The 20577-nt window shown below is 30.4% G+C and carries 17 protein-coding genes, 1 riboswitch and 4 other annotated features; of the genes, 16 read left to right on the top strand and 1 reads right to left on the bottom strand.

The window, feature by feature from the left end; all coding sequences use genetic code 11:
• Positions 1-156 precede the first annotated feature (156 nt).
• The 13 genes from KM800_RS12470 (at position 157) to KM800_RS12410 (ending at position 16674) form a co-directional block, all read left to right on the top strand.
• Positions 157-726, top strand: a complete 570-nt coding sequence (locus KM800_RS12470) for a class I SAM-dependent methyltransferase (RefSeq protein ID WP_217813379.1) — start codon at positions 157-159, stop codon at positions 724-726.
• A gap of 94 nt (positions 727-820) precedes the next feature.
• Positions 821-1147 carry a HesB-like protein gene (locus tag KM800_RS12465; protein ID WP_217813378.1) on the top strand — a complete coding sequence of 109 codons (327 nt, stop codon included), beginning with the start codon at positions 821-823 and terminating at the stop codon, positions 1145-1147.
• 47 nt (positions 1148-1194) lie between these two features.
• A complete protein-coding gene (locus KM800_RS12460) occupies positions 1195-1494 on the top strand; it encodes an MTH1187 family thiamine-binding protein (protein WP_217813377.1) in 300 nt (99 codons plus the stop codon).
• 171 nt (positions 1495-1665) lie between these two features.
• A complete protein-coding gene (locus KM800_RS12455; protein ID WP_217813376.1) occupies positions 1666-3837 on the top strand; it encodes a DNA topoisomerase III in 2172 nt (723 codons plus the stop codon).
• 75 nt (positions 3838-3912) lie between these two features.
• Positions 3913-4107, bottom strand: a binding site (T-box leader).
• Positions 4108-4530: 423 nt separating this feature from the next.
• Positions 4531-4729, top strand: a binding site (T-box leader).
• 204 nt (positions 4730-4933) lie between these two features.
• Positions 4934-5947: a ketol-acid reductoisomerase gene (ilvC, locus tag KM800_RS12450; protein WP_217813375.1), complete on the top strand. Its 1014-nt coding sequence runs from the start codon at positions 4934-4936 to the stop codon at positions 5945-5947.
• Positions 5948-5977: 30 nt separating this feature from the next.
• The gene (gene ilvB / locus KM800_RS12445) at positions 5978-7657 is read left to right on the top strand and encodes a biosynthetic-type acetolactate synthase large subunit (RefSeq protein WP_217813374.1); all 1680 of its coding nucleotides are present in this window, start codon (positions 5978-5980) and stop codon (positions 7655-7657) included.
• Positions 7658-8019: 362 nt separating this feature from the next.
• Positions 8020-9678 carry a dihydroxy-acid dehydratase gene (ilvD, locus tag KM800_RS12440; protein ID WP_217813373.1) on the top strand — a complete coding sequence of 553 codons (1659 nt, stop codon included), beginning with the start codon at positions 8020-8022 and terminating at the stop codon, positions 9676-9678.
• 206 nt (positions 9679-9884) lie between these two features.
• Positions 9885-10265 carry a hypothetical protein gene (locus KM800_RS12435; protein WP_217813372.1) on the top strand — a complete coding sequence of 127 codons (381 nt, stop codon included), beginning with the start codon at positions 9885-9887 and terminating at the stop codon, positions 10263-10265.
• 37 nt (positions 10266-10302) lie between these two features.
• Positions 10303-10500, top strand: a binding site (T-box leader).
• A gap of 120 nt (positions 10501-10620) precedes the next feature.
• Positions 10621-10819, top strand: a binding site (T-box leader).
• Between the two features lie 46 nt (positions 10820-10865).
• On the top strand, positions 10866-12476 hold the full coding sequence (ilvB, locus tag KM800_RS12430) for a biosynthetic-type acetolactate synthase large subunit (protein ID WP_217813371.1): 1611 nt from the start codon (positions 10866-10868) through the stop codon (positions 12474-12476).
• A 20-nt stretch (positions 12477-12496) separates the two neighbouring features.
• Complete coding sequence (ilvN, locus tag KM800_RS12425) at positions 12497-12988, top strand: acetolactate synthase small subunit (protein WP_217813380.1); 492 nt, start codon at positions 12497-12499, stop codon at positions 12986-12988.
• Positions 12989-13057: 69 nt separating this feature from the next.
• Positions 13058-13158, top strand: a riboswitch (THF riboswitch).
• Positions 13159-13290: 132 nt separating this feature from the next.
• The gene (locus tag KM800_RS12420) at positions 13291-14082 is read left to right on the top strand and encodes an ECF transporter S component (RefSeq protein ID WP_217813370.1); all 792 of its coding nucleotides are present in this window, start codon (positions 13291-13293) and stop codon (positions 14080-14082) included.
• A 252-nt stretch (positions 14083-14334) separates the two neighbouring features.
• A complete protein-coding gene (locus KM800_RS12415) occupies positions 14335-15696 on the top strand; it encodes a short-chain fatty acid transporter (RefSeq protein ID WP_017751801.1) in 1362 nt (453 codons plus the stop codon).
• Between the two features lie 42 nt (positions 15697-15738).
• Positions 15739-16674 carry a 3-hydroxyacyl-CoA dehydrogenase family protein gene (locus KM800_RS12410; RefSeq protein WP_017751800.1) on the top strand — a complete coding sequence of 312 codons (936 nt, stop codon included), beginning with the start codon at positions 15739-15741 and terminating at the stop codon, positions 16672-16674.
• Positions 16675-16731: 57 nt separating this feature from the next.
• Here the strand turns inward: KM800_RS12410 and KM800_RS12405 are convergent, their stop codons facing one another.
• The gene (locus KM800_RS12405; protein WP_017751799.1) at positions 16732-16932 is read right to left on the bottom strand and encodes an alpha/beta-type small acid-soluble spore protein; all 201 of its coding nucleotides are present in this window, start codon (positions 16930-16932) and stop codon (positions 16732-16734) included.
• A gap of 316 nt (positions 16933-17248) precedes the next feature.
• Here KM800_RS12405 and nifS point away from each other — a divergent pair, with 316 nt between their 5' ends.
• The 3 genes from nifS to KM800_RS12390 all read left to right on the top strand — a co-directional run bounded on the left by nifS (position 17249) and on the right by KM800_RS12390 (position 20552).
• The gene (gene nifS, locus KM800_RS12400) at positions 17249-18403 is read left to right on the top strand and encodes a cysteine desulfurase NifS (RefSeq protein ID WP_217813369.1); all 1155 of its coding nucleotides are present in this window, start codon (positions 17249-17251) and stop codon (positions 18401-18403) included.
• 41 nt (positions 18404-18444) lie between these two features.
• Complete coding sequence (gene mnmA / locus KM800_RS12395) at positions 18445-19521, top strand: tRNA 2-thiouridine(34) synthase MnmA (protein ID WP_017751797.1); 1077 nt, start codon at positions 18445-18447, stop codon at positions 19519-19521.
• 269 nt (positions 19522-19790) lie between these two features.
• Positions 19791-20552: a DeoR/GlpR family DNA-binding transcription regulator gene (locus KM800_RS12390; RefSeq protein ID WP_017751796.1), complete on the top strand. Its 762-nt coding sequence runs from the start codon at positions 19791-19793 to the stop codon at positions 20550-20552.
• Positions 20553-20577 lie beyond the last annotated feature (25 nt).

Genomic DNA, 20577 nt, shown 5'->3' with positions numbered 1-20577 from the left:
CTCAAATTAAAGCTTTAAATTAATGATAGAAAAAACTGCCTCAAAATAAATCTTGAGGCAGTTTTTTCTATAAGTGAATAACAAATGCTAATACTAATGTAGTATAATTATTTTATAAAATAAAGGTGTAAACTAAAATAATAGAGGAAGTATACAATGATTAATAATTATTTCACAAATGCGGTGAATATTGCGAAAGATATATGTAAGAGAAAACTTGATAATGGTGATACTGCAGTGGATGCTACTATGGGAAATGGAAATGATACATTATTTTTATCAGAACTTGTAGGGTATTCAGGTAGGGTATATGCCTTTGATATACAACAAACTGCATTAAAAAATACATATGAGAAGATATCTAAAAATGGAAGCTTGGAATATGTGAAATTGATAAATGATAGTCATGAGAACATGGATATGTACATAAATGATAAAGTAAAGCTTGTTGTTTTTAATTTGGGATACTTGCCTAAAGGAGACCATTCTATTACAACTACAGCTGATACTACACTACTTGGATTAAAAAAGGCTTTAGATTTAATTGAGGCAAATGGAGTAGTAATTTTAGTAGTATATTGTGGACATGAAGAGGGAAGTCGTGAGAAAAATGTATTGGAAGATTATATTAAAAATTTAAGTCAGATAACATATAATGTAGTTAAATTGTGTTTTGCAAATCAGGTAAATAGTCCACCTATGCTCATAATAATTGAAAAAAGATAATTTATATAAATTTTATTTGTTAAGTGGTTAATAAAATGGTATAATATCTACTAATATTATTATGAACTATTATACTTTAAGGGAGGGTATCCTTATGAAATTTATGAAAATTAGTGATGAAGCATATGATGAATTTAAAAGCTTTTTGGAATCCAGTAATGTACAAGATTATAATTTGAAAATAAGTTATTTAGGTACAAACTGCAGCGGACCTGTATTCAATATTGATAATGGAAAAGTTGAAGAAGATGATGTATCAGATCAAGTTAAAGACATTAATTTTATAACTACAAGGGAACTTATAAATGTATGTAGTGGATTCACAATATTATCCAACACAGAAAATAATGGTAAAGGATTGGAACTGAAGCCTTTTATATTACCACCTTCGGGATGTGACGGTTGTTCAAAAAATGTTTAGCAATGTAACTTTTATATAAGTTAAATATATTGATGGAAGGTGTAAATATGGCTATAGCACAATTGACTATAGTTCCTTTAGGAACTGAATCTACAAGTGTTAGCAAATATGTGGCTAATTGTCATAAAGTATTGGAAAAAGATAAACGGGTTAAATATAAACTTACTCCAATGTCTACAGTTATCGAAGGAGATTTGAATGTTATATTTGAAATTGTGAGAAATATGCATGAAGTACCTTTTGAAAATGGTGCTAAAAGAGTTATTACTTCAATAAGTATAGATGATAGAAGAGATAAAAAGGCTTCTATGGATCAAAAAATTAATTCCGTAAAAGAAAAATTATGAACCAAATAAAGCGATAATTTATATAAATTATCGCTTTATTATTATATAAGCATCAGACAGAGTGCTTGTAAACAAAAATAATAAATCGTATAATATGAATTGAAACTCATAAACATATATGAGTTTTTAATTTTATGTATTATTAATACAATCAATGAAAGGAAACAAATAATGAGCAAAATATTAGTTCTCGCAGAAAAACCTTCTGTAGGAAAAGATTTAGCAAAAGAACTTAAATGTAATAGAAAAAATGGAGGATATATTGAAGGAGATAAATATGTAGTGACATGGGCTCTTGGACATTTGGTTACATTAGCTGATCCAGAGGTTTATGACCAAAAATATAAAAATTGGAATATGGAAGATTTGCCTATGCTTCCTAAATATCTTAAATTGGTAGTTATAAAACAGACAGGAAAGCAATTTAATATAGTTAAATCACAGATGAATAGAAAAGATATATCAGAAATAGTTATTGCTACAGATGCAGGAAGAGAAGGGGAACTTGTAGCAAGGTGGATAATAGAAAAGGCACATATTAAAAAAACATTAAAAAGATTATGGATTTCTTCTCAAACTCAAAAAGCTATAAATGATGGATTTAGAAATTTAAAACCATCTTCTAAATATGATTATTTATATGATGCAGCAAAGTGTAGAGCTGAAGCGGATTGGATTATAGGTTTAAATGTCACACGTGCTCTTACATGCAAGTATAATGCTCAACTTACAGCAGGTAGAGTGCAGTCACCTACTCTTGCAATGATAGTTAATAGGGAAGAAGAGATAAATAATTTCAAACCTAAAGATTACTATAATATAGAAGCAAAAACTAAATATTTTAATTTGAAATGGACAGATAGTAAAGGCAATGGTAATATTTTTGAAGAAGAAAAGGCAAGCAATCTAGTGAATCATCTGAAAAATCAAAAATGTACAATTATAGAAGTAAATACACAGTGTAAAAAGCAGTTTCCTCAAAAACTATATGATTTAACAGAACTTCAGAGGGATGGTAATAAATTATTTGGATATTCAGCTAAACAGACATTATCTATAATGCAAAGATTATATGAAAATTACAAGATATTAACATATCCTAGAACTGATTCAAGATATATTTCAACTGACATAGTTGGTACGCTGAAAGATCGTCTAAAATCAATATGCTTAAGTCAATATGGAATTTTTATAAATGAAATATTAAAAAATGGGATAAAGGCAAATAAAAATTTTGTTGACAATAGTAAAATAGGAGATCACCATGCTATTATACCAACTGAAGAAAATATTCCCATATCGCGTTTGAGTTTAGAAGAAAGAAATATATATGATTTAGTAGTTAAGAGATTTATATCTGTTATGCTTTCACCTTATGAATATATAGAGACATCTATAAAAGCCAATATAGATAAAGAAATTTTTTCATGGAAGGGAAATACACCAAAAAATCTTGGATGGAAAAAAATCTATGTAAATAACAGACAAAATGTAGAAGATCATTCACCTATTCCAAAAAAAGGAGACCCTATTGATGTCATTTCAATAGAATTGGAAAAACTTCAAACAAAGGCTCCACCAAGGTTTAATGAAGCATCATTATTATCAGCTATGGAAAATCCTCAGAAGTATGTAAAAATGGATAAAAAATATGCAGATACACTTGGAGAAACTGGAGGAATTGGAACGGTTGCTACAAGAGCAGATATAATAGATAAGCTTTTCAATATGTTTTATTTAGAAAAGAGAGGAAAGGAAATAATACCTACTTCAAAGGGAAAACAACTCATAAATTTAGTACCTACAGGATTAAAATCACCATTATTAACTGCAAAATGGGAAAAGACATTGGATGAAATTAGCAAAGGGAAAAAAGACTCAAAAGTATTTTTGAATGATATGAGAGAATATGCTGTTGAATTAGTTAATAATGTAAGCAGTAGTAATAATAAATTTAAATATGACAATCTATCCGGAGAAAAGTGTCCTAATTGCGGAAAGTATATGTTGGAAGTTAAAGGAAAACGTGGCAGAATGCTAGTGTGTCAGGATAGAAATTGCGGTTATAGAGAGAACCTTGCAGTGTTTACTAATGCAAGATGTCCGGAATGTCATAAGAAAATGGAACTCCGTGGACATGGTGAAGGTAAAATTTATGTTTGTTCTAATTGTGGGTTTAAAGAGAAATTAGCATCTTTTAAAAAAAGATTTAGCAAAAGTGAAAGTAAATTAAATAAAAGAGAAATTTCAAAATATATGAATAAAATCCGTAATGAAAACAAAGAACCAATTAATTCTGCACTGGCAGATGCACTCAGCAAATTTAAAAATCAGAATAAATGATATTAAATATACACTAAATATTTATTGTACGGTTAAATTAAAAGTAGAATATAAAAAGGCAAATAGACGCCCAGTTAATGGGGCGTCTATTTGCCGCGGTACCACCCAAAGTATTACTTAATTATAGATAACGGTTGTGCCGGCGTGACTTACTTTTATTTTCAGTTCGCAACTCAGGAGTGATTTTCTACAATTTTAGCTTATTGGTTTCCACCTTACCCAATTCTCTGAAAGCATATCTTGTTTACTTATCTCCATCATAGTTTTTTATTGACAATAATAATACTATAAAAAGTTATTTATGTCAAATACAATAAATAAATGATTCCTATTGAAAATACTTTTAAAAATAATATATTAATAGTAAAAAATCTAAAAATATAATATTTTATTAATATAAATAATGAAAATTAAATTAATATAAATTAAGCTTGATTTTTAAAATAAGGTTTATTTATACTAAAAACAAGTTTTTGTAACAAAAAAATCAAAAAACTATTGACATTCTATTCATAAGGTATTATTATCGTCACATACACTAAATATTAATTAAGTAATTTATTAAATCTAAATATACACTTTGAAGTAAATCATTGTTTATGTTTTATTTATAGACATGATTGATTTTATATGCTATAACTAGACTTGATTTATAGTATTATAATTTGTATTAATTAGCATAATTGTAGAATGTAAAAAACATTGATAGGGAAGAGTAAATAGTGACTATTTTTTAGAGAATGAGGATTTTGGTGAAAGCTCATAATATAGCTATTGAAGGTAGCCCTGGAGTTATAAGCTGAACTTTGAGTAGGCTTTATCGGTAGAAACCGTTATTACTTTAAGTAAAAAGATTGGGTGGTACCGCGCGACCAGACTTCTCGCCCCAAAGCAGAGAATGTTGGTTGCTTTTTTTATACAAAAATTTATGATTTTAGTTGTTTATGGAATGCATAAATATTAAATTTATTTGTGTACATATAATAGTCTTAAAATTTAAAATAGTCATAAATTTCATTTAATTAACATTAAAATGCTAGCTACTAATTAAAATATATAATTAGTATAAATAAATTATTTTTAGGAGGAAATTTTTATGGAACCATTAAAAGTTTATTATGATGAAGATGCAAATTTAGACCTTTTGAAAGGAAAGAAAATAGCAGTGCTTGGATTTGGTAGTCAAGGACATGCTCAAGCATTAAATTTAAAAGATAGTGGGCTTGATGTAATAATCGGATTATATAAAGGCAGTAAATCTTGGAAAAAAGCTGAAGACTATGGATTTAAGGTATATGAAGTAGCTGAAGCAGTTAAGAAGGCACAACTTGTAGCAATGCTTTTACCAGATGAAAAACAAAAACAGATATATGAAGAAAGTGTAAGAGATAACTTAGAAGATGGTGATGCATTACTATTTTCACATGGATTCAATATTCACTTCAATCAGATAGTACCAGCTAAGAATATAGATGTACTTATGATAGCACCTAAGGGACCTGGTCATATAGTTAGAAAACAATATACTGAAGGCGGTGGAGTTCCATGCTTGTATGCAGTATATCAGGATTATACAGGAAAAGGTAAAGATTATGCATTGGCTTATGGAAAAGGAGTTGGCGGAACTAGAGGTGGAGTTATGAACACTACCTTCAGGATAGAAACTGAAACTGATTTATTTGGTGAGCAAGCAGTACTTTGTGGAGGAATTTGTTCACTTATACAGGCAGGTTTTGATACATTAGTTGAAGCTGGATATGCTCCTGAAAATGCTTTCTTCGAATGCTTCCATGAAATGAAGATGATTGTCGACTTGATGTATGAAGGCGGCATGAGTAAAATGAGATATTCAATAAGTGATACAGCTGAATATGGTGACTACAAGATAGGAAACAGACTTATAAATGATGATGTAAGAAAAGAAATGAAGAAAGTTCTTAAAGAAATACAGGATGGAACTTTTGCAAAAGATTGGTTACTTGAAAATAAAATAGGAAGACCAACTTTTGAAGCTAGAAGAAGAATAGAAGCAGATACTCAATTAGAAAAAGTAGGAAAGAGACTTAGAGGAATGATGTCTTGGATTGAAGAAAATCCTTCAAACGAGTAATTTATTATATAAAAAGGAGGCTGTGATACTATGAAGGGAGCTAAAATGCTTTTAGAATGTTTAGTACAGCATGGAGTTGATACTATATTTGGATATCCCGGTGGAGCAGTTTTACCTATATATGATGCATTATATGATATGCAAGATAAGCTAAATCATATAATTACTGCGCATGAGCAGGGAGCTTCTCATGCTGCAGATGGCTATGCTAGGTCTACAGGAAAGGTTGGGGTTGCACTTGCAACCTCAGGACCTGGTGCCACAAATACTGTTACAGGTATTGCTACAGCATATATGGATTCTGTGCCAATTATAGTGTTTGCAGGTCAAGTACCTGTAAGTTTAGTAGGAAAAGATTCATTTCAAGAAGTGAATATAAGAAGTATAACTGAAACTATAACAAAGAAAACTTTTACCATTGATAAAGTAGAAAATATAAAGGGTGTAATAAATGAGGCGTTCAAAATAGCAAATAGTGGTAGAAAAGGACCTGTAGTTATAGAAGTGCCAAAGAATGTACAGGTTTCTGAAATTAGTGAAATGTCTTTAAATAGTGTAGAAAATGAATTAATATATGATTTATTTTCAAATAAACATGAAAATGCTTTAAATAAAGCAATTAAAATTATAGAGAATAGTGAAAGACCTATGGTATATGCAGGTGGCGGAGTTGTATCATCTGGTGCAGAAGAAGAATTGTCAAAATTTGTAGATAAATTGGATACACCAATTTCTTGTTCTCTTATGGGTACAGGTGCTTTCCCACAAGACAGGGATAATTATACAGGTATGCTTGGAATGCATGGAACACATACTTCAAATCAGGCTATAAATGATTGTGATTTGTTAATTGCTATAGGTGCAAGATTTAGTGATAGAGTTATAAGCAAAGTAAGTACTTTTGCTAAAAATGCTAGAATAATTCATATAGATATAGATGAAAAAGAGTTTGGAAAAAATATAAATGTAGATTTAGCAATAAAAGGTGATATAAAAAATATTTTAGAAAAGTTGAATTCAAGTATAAAAAACCAGAATCACAGTAAATGGATGAAAAAAATAATTTTATCAAAGAAAAATGAAGAACTAAAAATAGAAAATAATGCTTCAGAGAAAAAAGATCATGTAAGTCCTAGACATATTATGGAAACATTATATAAATTAACGGGTAGAGATTGTATAGTAACAACAGAAGTAGGTCAAAATCAGATTTGGACTGCACAATATTTTAAGTTTTTAAAACCAAGAACATTCTTAACTTCAGGTGGACTGGGAACTATGGGATTTGGCCTTGGGGCTGCAATAGGTGCCTGTGTTGGAAATCCTGATAAGAGAGTAATAAATGTAGCTGGTGATGGAAGTTTTAAAATGAACTGTAATGAACTTGCTACTATTTCAAAATATAAATTACCTATTATTCAATTGGTTCTGAATAATAATTCACTTGGTATGGTTCATCAATGGCAGGAGATGTTTTATAATAGAAGATATTGTTTTACAGAATTAACTGATGATGTGGACATATTAAAATTAGGTGAAGCATATGGGATAAAAACTTTAAAAATAGAAAATAATAATGAAGTCGAAGATTGCTTAAGATTTGCTTTGGAAAAAAGACAACCTATAATAATAGAATGTAGTATAGATACAAATCAAAAGGTATTTCCAATAGTACCTCCAGGAGCATCTATAACAGATAGTATAGGCTAGGGTTGTTAAGCAAATTTTAGTTTGAATATAAATTTTATAAAAAATTAAAAAAATATGTTGCCTAAATCGTATATAAAGTTTATTATATATATAATTTAGAATTTAAAAGACTATGATGGAGAAGAGTAAATAGTTTAGGATTTCATAGAGAGTGGGAAAAGGTGAAAACCCATATATCTAAAACTTTTGAAAATCACTCTTGAGTTGTAAGCTGAAATATAATTAAGCTGAGCCGGTATTGCCGTTATTAATTAATTAAAAGAATTGGGTGGTACCGCAAAGCTTCTTGACCCAGACGGAGGCTTATTTTTTTACAAAAAATTAGAACTTTGAAAATAGATTATTCAGGGAGGTTTCACAATATGAAAAGTGATTCAATAAAAAAAGGAATAAAAGGTGCTCCTGCTAGAGCACTTATGTATGGAATGGGATATACTAAAGAGGAAATTGAGAGACCGCTTATAGGAATAGTAAATTCACAAAATGAAGTAGTTGCAGGTCATATGCATTTAGATGAAATAGCCAAAGCGGCAAAACTTGGAGTGTCAATGGCTGGAGGAACACCTATGGAGTTCCCTGCAATAGCAGTCTGTGATGGAATTGCAATGGGGCATGTTGGAATGAAGTTTTCTTTAGCTAGTAGAGAACTTATAGCTGATTCTATTGAAGCTATGGCAACTGCTCATGGTTTTGACGGCTTGGTACTTATTCCTAATTGTGACAAAGTAGTTCCAGGAATGCTTATGGCAGCTGCAAGACTTGATATACCATCAGTTGTAGTAAGTGGCGGACCTATGAGGGCTGGTAAATCCAATGGAAAAGTATTAGACTTTAGTACTTGTATTGAGCAAGTTGGAGCTTGCAGTGATGGAAAAATAACAGAAGACCAGCTTGAAGAGGAAGCTAAAAAATCATGCCCAGGTTGTGGATCATGTTCAGGACTTTTTACAGCAAATAGCATGAATTGTCTTACAGAAGTACTTGGAATGGGACTTCCTCTAAATGGAACCGCACTTGCACAGACTGGAGAGAGAATACAGCTTGCAAAATATGCTGGAATGTATGTAATGGACTGTGTAAAAAACAATAGACGTCCAAGTGACATATTAAAACTAGATGCATTTAAAAATGCTATAACTATGGATATGGCAATGGCTGGATCTACTAATACTGTACTTCATCTTCCTGCTATAGCTCATGAAGCTGGAATAAAACTTGATTTGGATTTGTTTGATGAAATAAGTCAGAAAACACCTTGTCTTATAAAATTAAGTCCAAGTGGAAAACATCATATGGAAGATCTTCATATGGCAGGTGGAATACCGGCTCTTATGCATGAACTTTCCAACAAAGGATTAATTGCTGAAGATTCTATGACTGTTACAGGAAAAACTATAGGAGAAACTATAAAAGAATATAATGTCCTCAATCGTGATGTTATCAGAAGTATTGACAATCCTTACAGTCCTAAGGGAGGACTTGCAATACTTAGAGGAAATCTTGCAGTAGATGGAGCAGTAGTTAAAGAGTCTGCCGTAGCAAAAGAAATGATGATACATGAAGGTCCTGCTAGAGTTTATAATTCTGAGGAAGAAGCAGTTAAGGCTATATTTGGAGATGAGATAAATAAAGGTGATGTAATTGTAATAAGATATGAAGGACCAAAAGGTGGCCCAGGAATGAGGGAGATGCTTTCACCAACCTCTGCTATAGCAGGTATGGGACTTGATAAAGATGTAGCACTTCTTACAGATGGAAGATTTTCTGGAGCTACAAGAGGAGCTTCTATAGGACATGTATCCCCTGAGGCAATGGAAGGCGGATTGATCGGTCTTGTAGAAGAAGGAGATACTATATTTATAGACATAAAAAATAAAAAATTGGAATTAAAAGTAAATCCTAAAGAACTAGAAGAAAGAAAGAAAAAGTATGTAAAACCTGAACCTAAAGTAAAAAAAGGATATTTAGCTAGATATGGTAAGCTAGTTACTTCTGCCAATACAGGCGCAGTGTTAAAATAGGTTTGAGTATTAATAAAGTTTTTAAAGAATACTAATATAGTTCAGTACTGATTGAATTTTTATCCAATTAGTACTGAACTATTAATTTTTTATGAAAATAATGCAAGATATTGATTTTAATAATTATATAATTAAGATTAGTGGAAAAAATAATTATGATATAATATTATTTAAAGATTTTATTTTGAAGAGGTGAATTCAATCATATGGATATTATTAAAGTTAATATATATGGAGAGAAAAACAAGAAAATAATTGGAGGATGTTGTAGCAACAAGAATACTGGCTGCAATTCCTGCTCAAAGAAAAGTGGATGCAATAATTGCAATGCAGAAACAAAAACAATTATGGACTCATACATGAGTTTAAATGATTTTTTAAACCTTACAGACGTATATGGAAAAGTAGACTTGAATTTTATAGAATTAAATGATACTGGATTTGAGACAGAGGAAAAAAATAGAGTATTGGATGTTATAGAAAGAGGATTTGATGCACCTATAACTGTTATTGATGGAATCATAAGATACTATGGAGGCATATCAAACAAACTTGTTTATAAAGATGTCAAAGAATTATTGACATAGTATTTTATTTATATTATAATAGTGACAAAGTTAAATGATAAAGACTATGACAGGGAATATTAGATGTGACAATTATTTTTAAGAGAGTGGGATTTGGTGAAAACCCATAAATATTTCATATTAAACTCGCCCTTGAGTTGCAGGCTGAATTAGTAGTAAGCTGAGCCGATGTGAATCGTTATTGAATTAAGTAATAAATTTGGGTGGTACCGCGAACAGATTTCTCGCCTCAAGGGAAGTGCTGTTTTTTTTATGCTGATTTTCAAATATGACAAATTTAGTATATTGGTATTTTAGATTATAATATTTAGTGTGTAGTGTGTAGAATTATGAATAAAAAATGTAACATTTATATATAAAAACTTTGAAAGGGACAAGTAAATATATGGTGTTTTAAAAGAGAGTAGGTAATGGTGCGAGCCTATAAAATATTTATATTGAAAACTCACCCTTAAGTTGTAAGCTGAACTAAGTAAGCTGTGCCGGCATATGGTGTCGTTATTTAATTAAGTAAAATTTGGGTGGTACCGCGAAACAGACTTCTCGCCCCATAGGAGAGTCTGTTTTTTTGTATCCTAAAAAATATGAGGAGAGATAAATATGAAGGCTGCTGAAGCTATTATCCAATGTTTAAAAAAAGAAGATGTAAAGATGGTATTTGGATATCCAGGTGCTGCAGTAGTTCCTATATATGAAGCCTTGAGAAAATCTGATATAAAACATGTATTAGTAAGACAGGAACAGGCAGCAGGCCATTCTGCAAGTGGCTATGCTAGGTCTACCGGAAAAGTAGGTGTTTGTATTGTTACATCTGGCCCAGGTGCTACAAACCTTATTACAGGTATTGCTTCAGCATATATGGATTCCATTCCAATGGTTATTATTACAGGTCAGGTTAAATCTACGTTAATCGGAAGAGATGTATTTCAGGAATTAGATATAACGGGTGCTACAGAATCATTTACAAAATATAGTTTCCTTGTAAGGGAATCTAAATTTATTCCTAAAACTATAAAAGAGGCGTTTTATATAGCTAATACAGGTAGAAAAGGCCCTGTGCTTGTAGATATACCTGTAGATATAATGGAAGAAGATATTGATTTTAAATACCCTGAAGTTGTTAATATAAGAGGATATAAGCCTACTACAAAGGGACATATAGGTCAGATAAGGAAAATAATTGAAAGAATTAAAACTAGTAAAAGACCAATTATTTGTGCAGGTGGAGGAGTTATACTCGCAAAGGCTGAAAATAAATTAAGAGAATTTATAGAAAAATCCAATATACCTGTTGTGAACACATTGATGGGAAAAGGAAGTATTAATGAAGACAGTAATTATTATGTGGGTTTAATAGGAACTCATGGATTTGATTATGCAAATAAAGCTGTAGATAATGCAGATGTTCTAATACTCATAGGTGCTAGAGCTACAGATAGGACTACAAGAGGAATAAAGGATTTTGCGAAAAATGCAGATGTAATTCATATAGATATAGATCCTGCTGAAATAGGGAAAAATTTAGAAACGTTCATTCCAGTAGTTGGTGATATTGAAAATGTTTTATCAAAATTGATAAAAGAAATAACTCCTATAGATACGGAAAATTGGATAAATCAAATTAGAACATGGAAAAATAGTATTGAAATAAATAAAAATCCAACAGATAAAATAAATCCTAGATATGCATTAAACAATGTTTCTAAAAAGCTGGATGAAGAATCTATATTAATAACCGATGTAGGACAAAATCAAATTTGGTGTGCACGGAATTTTAAAATTATGGGCAATAGAAAATTTTTAGCTTCTGGTGGGCTTGGAACCATGGGATATTCAATACCAGCAGCTATAGGCGCTAAAATGGGATGCCCTGATAAAAATGTAATAGCAGTTGCTGGTGATGCTGGATTTCAGATGAGTCTCTTTGAGCTTGGAACTGTTAAAGAATATGATGTGAATATTGTTATGATTATTTTTAATAACTTAGGATTGGGCATGGTAAGGGAAATTCAGGATAAAAAATGTGAAGGAGAATTTGGAGTTAATTTTAAAACAAATCCAGATTTTGTAAAACTGGCAGAATCTTATGGAATATGTGCAGAAAGAGTTGAAAAAGACGATGAGTTTGAGCCTGTTTTTGAAAAAGCTTTAAATTCAGATAGGGCATTTTTAATAGAGTGTGTTGTTGACCCACATGAAAGTACGTTTTAAAAAAATACGGGGTGATTACTATAGAAAAATATGTGTTGTCAGTATTAGTAGAAAACCATCCAGGAGTTCTAAGTAAAATTGCTGGACTATTTAGCAGAAGAGGCTATAATATTCATAGTCTTACTGTAGGAATTACAGAAGATCCTGAAATATCAAGGATGACTATAGTTTCTGTTGGCGATGATTATATGTTTGAACAGATAAACAAACAATTAAATAAGTTAATTGAAGTTATAAAAGTAATAGATTTAAGTGATCATAAAGCTGTTGCAAGAGAACTTTCTCTAGTAAAAGTTTCAGCGGATTCCAATAATAAAGTGCTTATTATGGAAATTGCCCATACTTTTAGAGCAAAAGTACTTGATATGGATGAAAAAAGTATGATAATTGAAATAACTGGTAGTGAAAGGAAAATATCTTCTTTTATTGAACTTATGAGACCTTATGGAATTAAAGAAAGTATTCGTACAGGGCTTACATCTCTTCAAAGAGGAAATAAATTAGAAAATTAATTGGAAAATAGACTTGTTTTATCAATAATATTGTAATATTATATTATTATATAAATTGAATATAAAAGTAGCAGAGTAAATATTGTGCGTAAAGTGTTAGAGGATGGGAAGTTGCCTCTAAACGAAAAGCTCGGTTTTGAAGCTTACGATGCAATGTTGCTTCCACTGTTACATTAAAGGGATACGTATTTATTTACCTCTTTTCTCTTTAATGTGACCACATTAAAGAGAAAAGAGGTGTTTTATTTTTCTAATAAAACTATTTTTATATTGATTATTTTATTTGAAAATGGAGGAAAGATATGAACAATAATATGAATACTAAAGCCCTTGTTACTACAGCATTGTTTGTAGCTATTGCACTTGTTATAAGAACTTTTTCAATAAATATAGTAGCAGGTGGAATACTTACTATGAGAATAAGCTTTGCTGCAATATTTTATGTTCTCCCAGGTCTTCTATTTGGACCTCTTTATGGAGGAATTGCAGGTGGACTTGTAGATTTACTAGGCTATGTTATAGCTCCTATGGGAGGTTACATTCCACTTTTGACTATAACCAATGTATTGGCAGGAGTTTTGCCTGTGCTCATATGGAGAATTATAAGAAAAGCGGATATTTATAAAGTAAAAAAATATTATGGAATATTTTTTGTGATTATGCTTTTAGTTGGATCAGTGAATTTTTTATTTACAAAATTTATGCCTTCCATGGTATGGAGCAGAATACTTTTAAATTTAGGTCAAAAATCTCAATATTTAGGAATAGGATTTATGATCGTAGCTGTAATAGGTCTTTTGTTATTAGTTATAAATACTTTCATAAACAAAAGAACTGGAAAAGTTTATAAATATGTAAACAGTAGATATTTTAAACTTGTAATTGCTCTTGGAATATCGGGAATCATAGTGTCTACCCTTAATACTTATATTTTACTTATATTCACTCCTGTACTTATGGCAAAAGGGTTTATGATATTGTGGATTCCAAGGATGTTTCAAACAATATTTATTACACTAATAGATTCTTATATTATATGCATACTCATGTATTATTATCAGTTACTGGAAAAAAGAATAGTAGAGAAAGTTTAAGAATAAAAAAATTGCCAGTTAATAAAACTGACAATTTTTTTTGTGAACAGAATATACATGTAAATAAAGTATACAATGCAGACTATTGGCTTATTGGCGAAATCAGCTAAAAACTAATGGTTTATAATGTATAAAGAGTATACATTAATAGGTGATTTTAAATATGGTATATAAATTGCTTTATAAAAATATAATTATAAAAAGTTTAATTTATACCGATAATTGAGAAAAATAAGGAAGGACGTGAAACTTATGTTTAAAAAGATCACCAATGCATGTGTTATACTAGTCCAAAAATACTTACCAGATCCATTTCTATTTGCATCAATACTTACAGTAATAGTGTTTATAGCTGGCATAATAGTCACCAGGCAAACTCCTCTTGATATGCTTATACATTGGAATTCAGGATTTTGGGGATTACTGTCGTTCTCAATGCAGATGGCTTTAGTAGTAGTTACAGGTCATACACTTGCCAATACTCCTGTAGTAAATAAGGGAATTAAAAAGATAGCTTCTATTCCCAAAACGCCATGTCAGGCTATAATAATAACTACAGTTTCTGCTGGTATAGCATGCTGGATAAATTGGGGATTTGGTCTTATACTAGGTGCAATATTGGCAAAAGAAATAGCTAAAAAAGTTCCGAAAGTTGATTATAGACTTTTAATTGCTTCTGCATACTCTGGATTTGTAGTATGGCATGGTGGATTATCTGGCTCAATACCACTTACGATTGCTGCAGGAGGACAAGATGTAAAAACTGTAAGTGCAGGCATCATAACTTCTGCCATACCTACTAGTCAAACCTTGTTCAGTCATTATAATTTATTTATAGTAATAATAATTTTAGTTACCATGCCAGTTGTAAATTGGTTTATGCACCCAAAAGGAAAAGATATATTTATTATAGATCCTAAAAGATTAGAAGATGAAATACCAGTTAAAAGTTTGAATAAATCAAAAAAGGAAATGACACCTGCAGAAAGACTGGAAAATAGTTCAGTGATTTCAGTAATTATCGGATGTATGGGCATTATATACACTATTTACTATTTTGCGACTAAGGGATTTAAACTAGATTTAAATGTAGTTAATTTTACATTCTTGTTTTTGAGCATACTTCTTCATGGAACTCCAAGAAAATTTCTTAATGCTGCAGCTTCAGGAGTAAAAGCTACTACGGGAATAATTATTCAATTTCCATTCTATGCTGGAATAATGGGCATGATGATAGGAACGAATGTTATGGGGATTTCTCTTGGAAAGACTATTGCTTCTGGACTTATAAGTATAGCAACACCTAAAACGTTTTCTTTATTTACAGTATTAAGTACTGCATTTTGTACTATATTTATTCCATCAGGAGGTGGTGAATGGGCACTTCAAGCTCCAATAATTATGCCGGCTGCTTCACATCTTGGAATAAGTTCAAGTATAGCAGCAATGGCTATATCCTGGGGAGATGCCTGGGCAAGTATGATACAACCATTTTGGGCATTACCGGCACTTGCGATAGCTGGACTTGGAGCAAGAGATATAATGGGATTTTGCATAATAGATTTATTTTATACAGGTATAATTATATTGGGTACATTTTTAATAATAGCTTGAATATGTAAATGATATAATATAAAAAAAGGAGGTAATTTTGATATGAATATAAAAAGTATATCAGTTTTAGGTACTGGAACTATGGGACATGGCATAGCATTATTTTCGTCAATGGCTGGTTTAAATGTAACTATGTACGGTAGGTCAGATGCAAGTCTTAAAAGAGGATTTAGTGCTATAAAAGAGGACTTAGGACGATTAGAATCACAAGGAGAATTAGATGATGGTACTTGTAAAAGTATATTAGATAGAATAAAAGGGGTCAAAACTATTGAAGAAGCCTCTAAAGGAACAGATTTTGTAATAGAGTCTTTAGCCGAAGACTTGCAGATCAAAAGAAAATTTTTTGAAAAGTTGGATGCTCTTTGTAAATACGATGTTATTCTTGCTACAAACACTTCAGGACTTAGTCCTACAAAAATAGGGGAAGTTACAAAACATCCAGAGAGAGTAGTGGTAGCTCACTTTTGGAACCCACCTCAATTAATTCCATTAGTAGAAATAGTACCTGGGGAAAAAACTTCTAAGGATACTGTATTAAAGACAAAGGAATTAATTGAATTTATAGGGAAGAAAGCTGTTTGTATGGAAAAAGAGTGTGCTGGTTTTATAGGAAATAGATTACAGCTTGCACTTCTAAGAGAGGCTATGTATATAGTAGAGCAAGGATGGGCAAAACCAGAAGAAGTAGACAAGGCTATGGAATATGGACATGGTCGAAGACTTCCAGTTACAGGACCATTAAGCAGTGCAGATCTAGGTGGACTGGATATATTTTACAATATATCATCTTATTTATTTAAAGATCTGTGTGATTATAAAAAGCCATTTGAATTAATGAAAGAAAAGATTGAAAAAGGTGATTTAGGAAGTAAAAGTGGAAAAGGATTTTATAATTGGTCTAAAGGGGATTTAGAAAAAAAACAAAAAGAACGAACAGACCTACTTTTATATTTCTTAAAAAAGGATGCCAATTAATTGAATTTATGCTGATAAAAATATATATTTTTATCAGCATAAATTTTTAATTATATATTATTTTAAACCTTGTTCATATGCTTCTACCATTTTTTTAACCATATTACCACCTATTGATCCAGCTTCTCTTGAAGTTAAATCTCCATTATAACCTTGTTTTAAATTTACTCCAACTTCTTGAGCTGATTCCATTTTAAATTGATCTAATCTTGCCTTAGCTTCAGGAACTACTAATTTGTTACTATTATTATATGCCATAATTAATCTCTCCTTTTAAACTAAATTTATTGATTACATTTAAAGTTTCTGCATTTTAGAAAAATATATGTTAGGGAATGGCATGAATATATGGATAATATTTCACAACAGGTGTTAAAATTGATTGTATATTAATGTATCATTAAATTGAATTGATTAGTATAATAATTAGTGTAGATTAAAATTGCAATTTTTATTAATAAGCTGATTTTAACAAATAAATATTGCATTTTATTATAAAATACAATATCATTATATCATAGTAAAATACTCTGAATTGGAAAGAAATTTTATTAGTTATAGGAGTGCGATAATTATGGAAAAGCAAATTTATATGGATTATTCAGCTACTACTTTTGTTAAACCAGAAGTATTAAAAGAAATGATTCCATATTTTACTGAGTATTTTGGAAATCCATCTTCGATTTATAATATAGCTCGAAAAAATAAAGCTGTTATAAGTAAAGCAAGACAAAAGGTGGCGGATGTAATAAATGCTAGAAAAGATGAAATCTTTTTTACAAATGGTGGATCAGAATCGGATAATTGGGCTCTTAAGGGAGCTGCTTTTGCAAATAGAAATAAAGGTAGGCATATAATTATTACCAATATTGAACATCATGCAATTTTAAATACTGCTAAATATTTGGAGAAACAGGGATTTGATGTGACATATCTTAATGTAGATAAAGATGGATTTGTTAATATAGATGAACTTAAACATGCTATTAGAGAGGATACAATAATTGTTTCTATTATGTTTGCAAATAATGAAATAGGTACAATTGAACCTATCCAGCAAATAGGAAAATTTTTAAAAGAAAAAAATATATTATTTCATACAGATGCAGTTCAGGCAATTACACATGTTCCAATTGATGTTAAAGAAATGAATATAGATTTATTATCTATGTCATCGCATAAATTTTATGGACCTAAGGGCATGGGTGCTCTTTATATAAAAAAGGGTACTAAAATTGACAATTTAATACATGGGGGAAGTCAGGAAAGAGATAAAAGAGCTGGAACTGAAAATGTACCTGGAATAGTTGGGATGAGTTATGCAATTGAACTTGCTGCAAGAGATATGAAAATTGAATCAGAAAGGCTTATGGAACTTAGAGATAAATTAATTGATGGTTTGTTAAAGATACCGGAAAGTAAACTAAATGGGCCAAGAACAAACAGACTGCCTGGAAATGTAAATGTGTCTTTTAAGGGAGTGGACGGTGAAATACTATTAGTAGTTTTAGATGATATTGGAATTTATGCGTCAAGTGGAAGTGCTTGTTCAGCAGGATCAATAGAACCATCTCATGTACTGACCTCAATAGGACTTGAAAGGGATATGGCAAACAGTGCCCTAAGACTTACATTAGGAGCAGAAACAACAGAAGATGAAGTTGATTTTGTAATAGATAAAATAACAGAATCAGTTAAGAGTTTGCGAGAAACTAAAAGTCAGGAATAAACAGTAAAATTACAACAGATGAATAGAGTAGGTGATTATAAATGAAAGAAAAAGTAGTAATAGGTATGAGCGGAGGAGTAGATAGTTCTGTTGCTGCATATATTCTTAAGGAACAAGGATATGATGTCATAGGAGTCACTATGCAAGTTTGGCAGAATGACAAATTTTATGAAAATATGGAAAGCGGCTGCTGTTCACTTAGTGCAGTAGATGATGCAAGAATGGTTGCATATGATCTTGATATACCATATTATGTCATGAACTTTAGAGATTCTTTTAAGAAAAATGTTATAGATTATTTTATAAATGAGTATAAAAAAGGTAGAACACCTAATCCTTGTATTGCCTGTAATAAATTTTTAAAATTTGACGAGCTTTTGATAAAAGCCATGGAATTAGGAGCAAGTTATGTAGCTACAGGTCATTATGCTAATGTGGATAAAATTAATGGCAGGTATGTACTCACAAAATCTAAAGATGATAGAAAAGACCAAACTTATGCATTATATGGTTTAAATCAATTTCAATTGGCACACACTTTGATGCCATGTGGATTTTATAAAAAGACTGAAATAAGAGAAATTGCCAAAAAAATAGGTCTTGCTGTCCACAATAAAAGAGACAGTGAAGAAATTTGCTTTATACCTGACAATAACCATGGAGCCTATATAAATAGGCAGTTGAATGGGAAGATAAAAGGTGGTAATTTTGTAGACAAAAGTGGAAAAGTACTTGGCAAGCACAAAGGTATAGTATATTATACCATAGGACAGAGAAAAGGACTTGGCATTGCTTTTGGAGTTCCAATGTATGTAATCAATATAGATCCTGTTAGAAATGAAGTAGTTCTTGGAAATGAACAAGATTTGTTTAAAACAGAATTTTTAATAAATCAAGTAAACTTCATGCCATTTGAAACACTCATAGAACCTGTAAGTGTACAGTGCAAGATAAGGTATTCTGCAAAACCCAAAGATGCTTTAATAATACCAGATAAAAATGGAATGGTAAAAGTAATATTTAAAGAACCACAGAGAGCAATAACGAAAGGACAATCAGCAGTATTTTATCAGGATAATGTAATGGTTGGTGGAGGAACTATTGATAAAATATTGTAGGCAGTTTCATGAATACACAAAATTGTATATAGAAATAACCCATCTATGATTTAAAAAGGTGGGTTATTTTAAATTATATGATATATGTCAAACTAAATAATATCTGTTTAATTTAGCAATTATTTTTGCAATCTTATGATTTTACTTTCTGGATTTTGTGAAAAATTTAATAAACAAAATACAATGAAACATATTGAAAGCATATGAAGCATATGATATAATAAATTTGCTTTCAAAGAATAAATATTTATTTTGAAATGGAGAAGATTATGTTTGCATTGGAGAGAAGAGAAAAAATATATGATTATATTTTAAAAGCTAAAAATGTAACCGTATTAGAACTTTCGAAAAAATTGAATGTATCTGAAGTTACAATAAGAAAAGATTTATCCTTCTTGGAAAATCAAAGGCTTATTGATAGAACATTCGGAGGAGCTATAATTAAAAGTCCCATAATCAAGGAAGAAAGCTATTTTCAAAAAGAAAAATACATGATTAATGAAAAGCATTTAATAGGAGAAAAAGCTGCTGAATTTATTAAGCCTAATACTACAATTATTTTAGATACTGGTACTACCATAATGGAAATGGCGAAATGTATAGTAAATGTTAAAGATTTAAAAGTTATAACAACTAATTTGAAAATTGCCCTTTTTTTAAGTGACTTTGAAAATATAGAAGTTACATTAGTAGGAGGTAAAGTTTCTATGAAATCAAAAGGATGCAATGGTATTGAAACATGTAAGATTATAGAAAAGTATAATGTAGATTCTTGTTTTCTAGGATGTGATGCCTTTGATATAAGTAAAGGATTTATGACTACCAATATTGAAAAAATGTATTTAAAGCGTACATTTATAAAAACAAGTGAAAAATCATTTTTGCTTGCTAGTAGTAATAAATATGGTAAAAGAAGCATGCTTAAGGTATGTGATCTTAGTGAATTGACAGGAATTATTGTTGATAAACAATCACAGAAACTTATTGATGATTTTAATGAATCAGATTTAGATAGTTGCGTATTTGTTTAATTCTCATACGTTAATTAATATAAAT

Source organism: Clostridium tyrobutyricum, from assembly GCF_019144085.1.
Classification (GTDB): Bacteria; Bacillota; Clostridia; order Clostridiales; family Clostridiaceae; genus Clostridium_B; species Clostridium_B tyrobutyricum_A.
The sequence above is the reverse complement of the archived record's forward strand: the minus strand, read 5'-3'. Positions and strand labels throughout refer to the sequence as shown.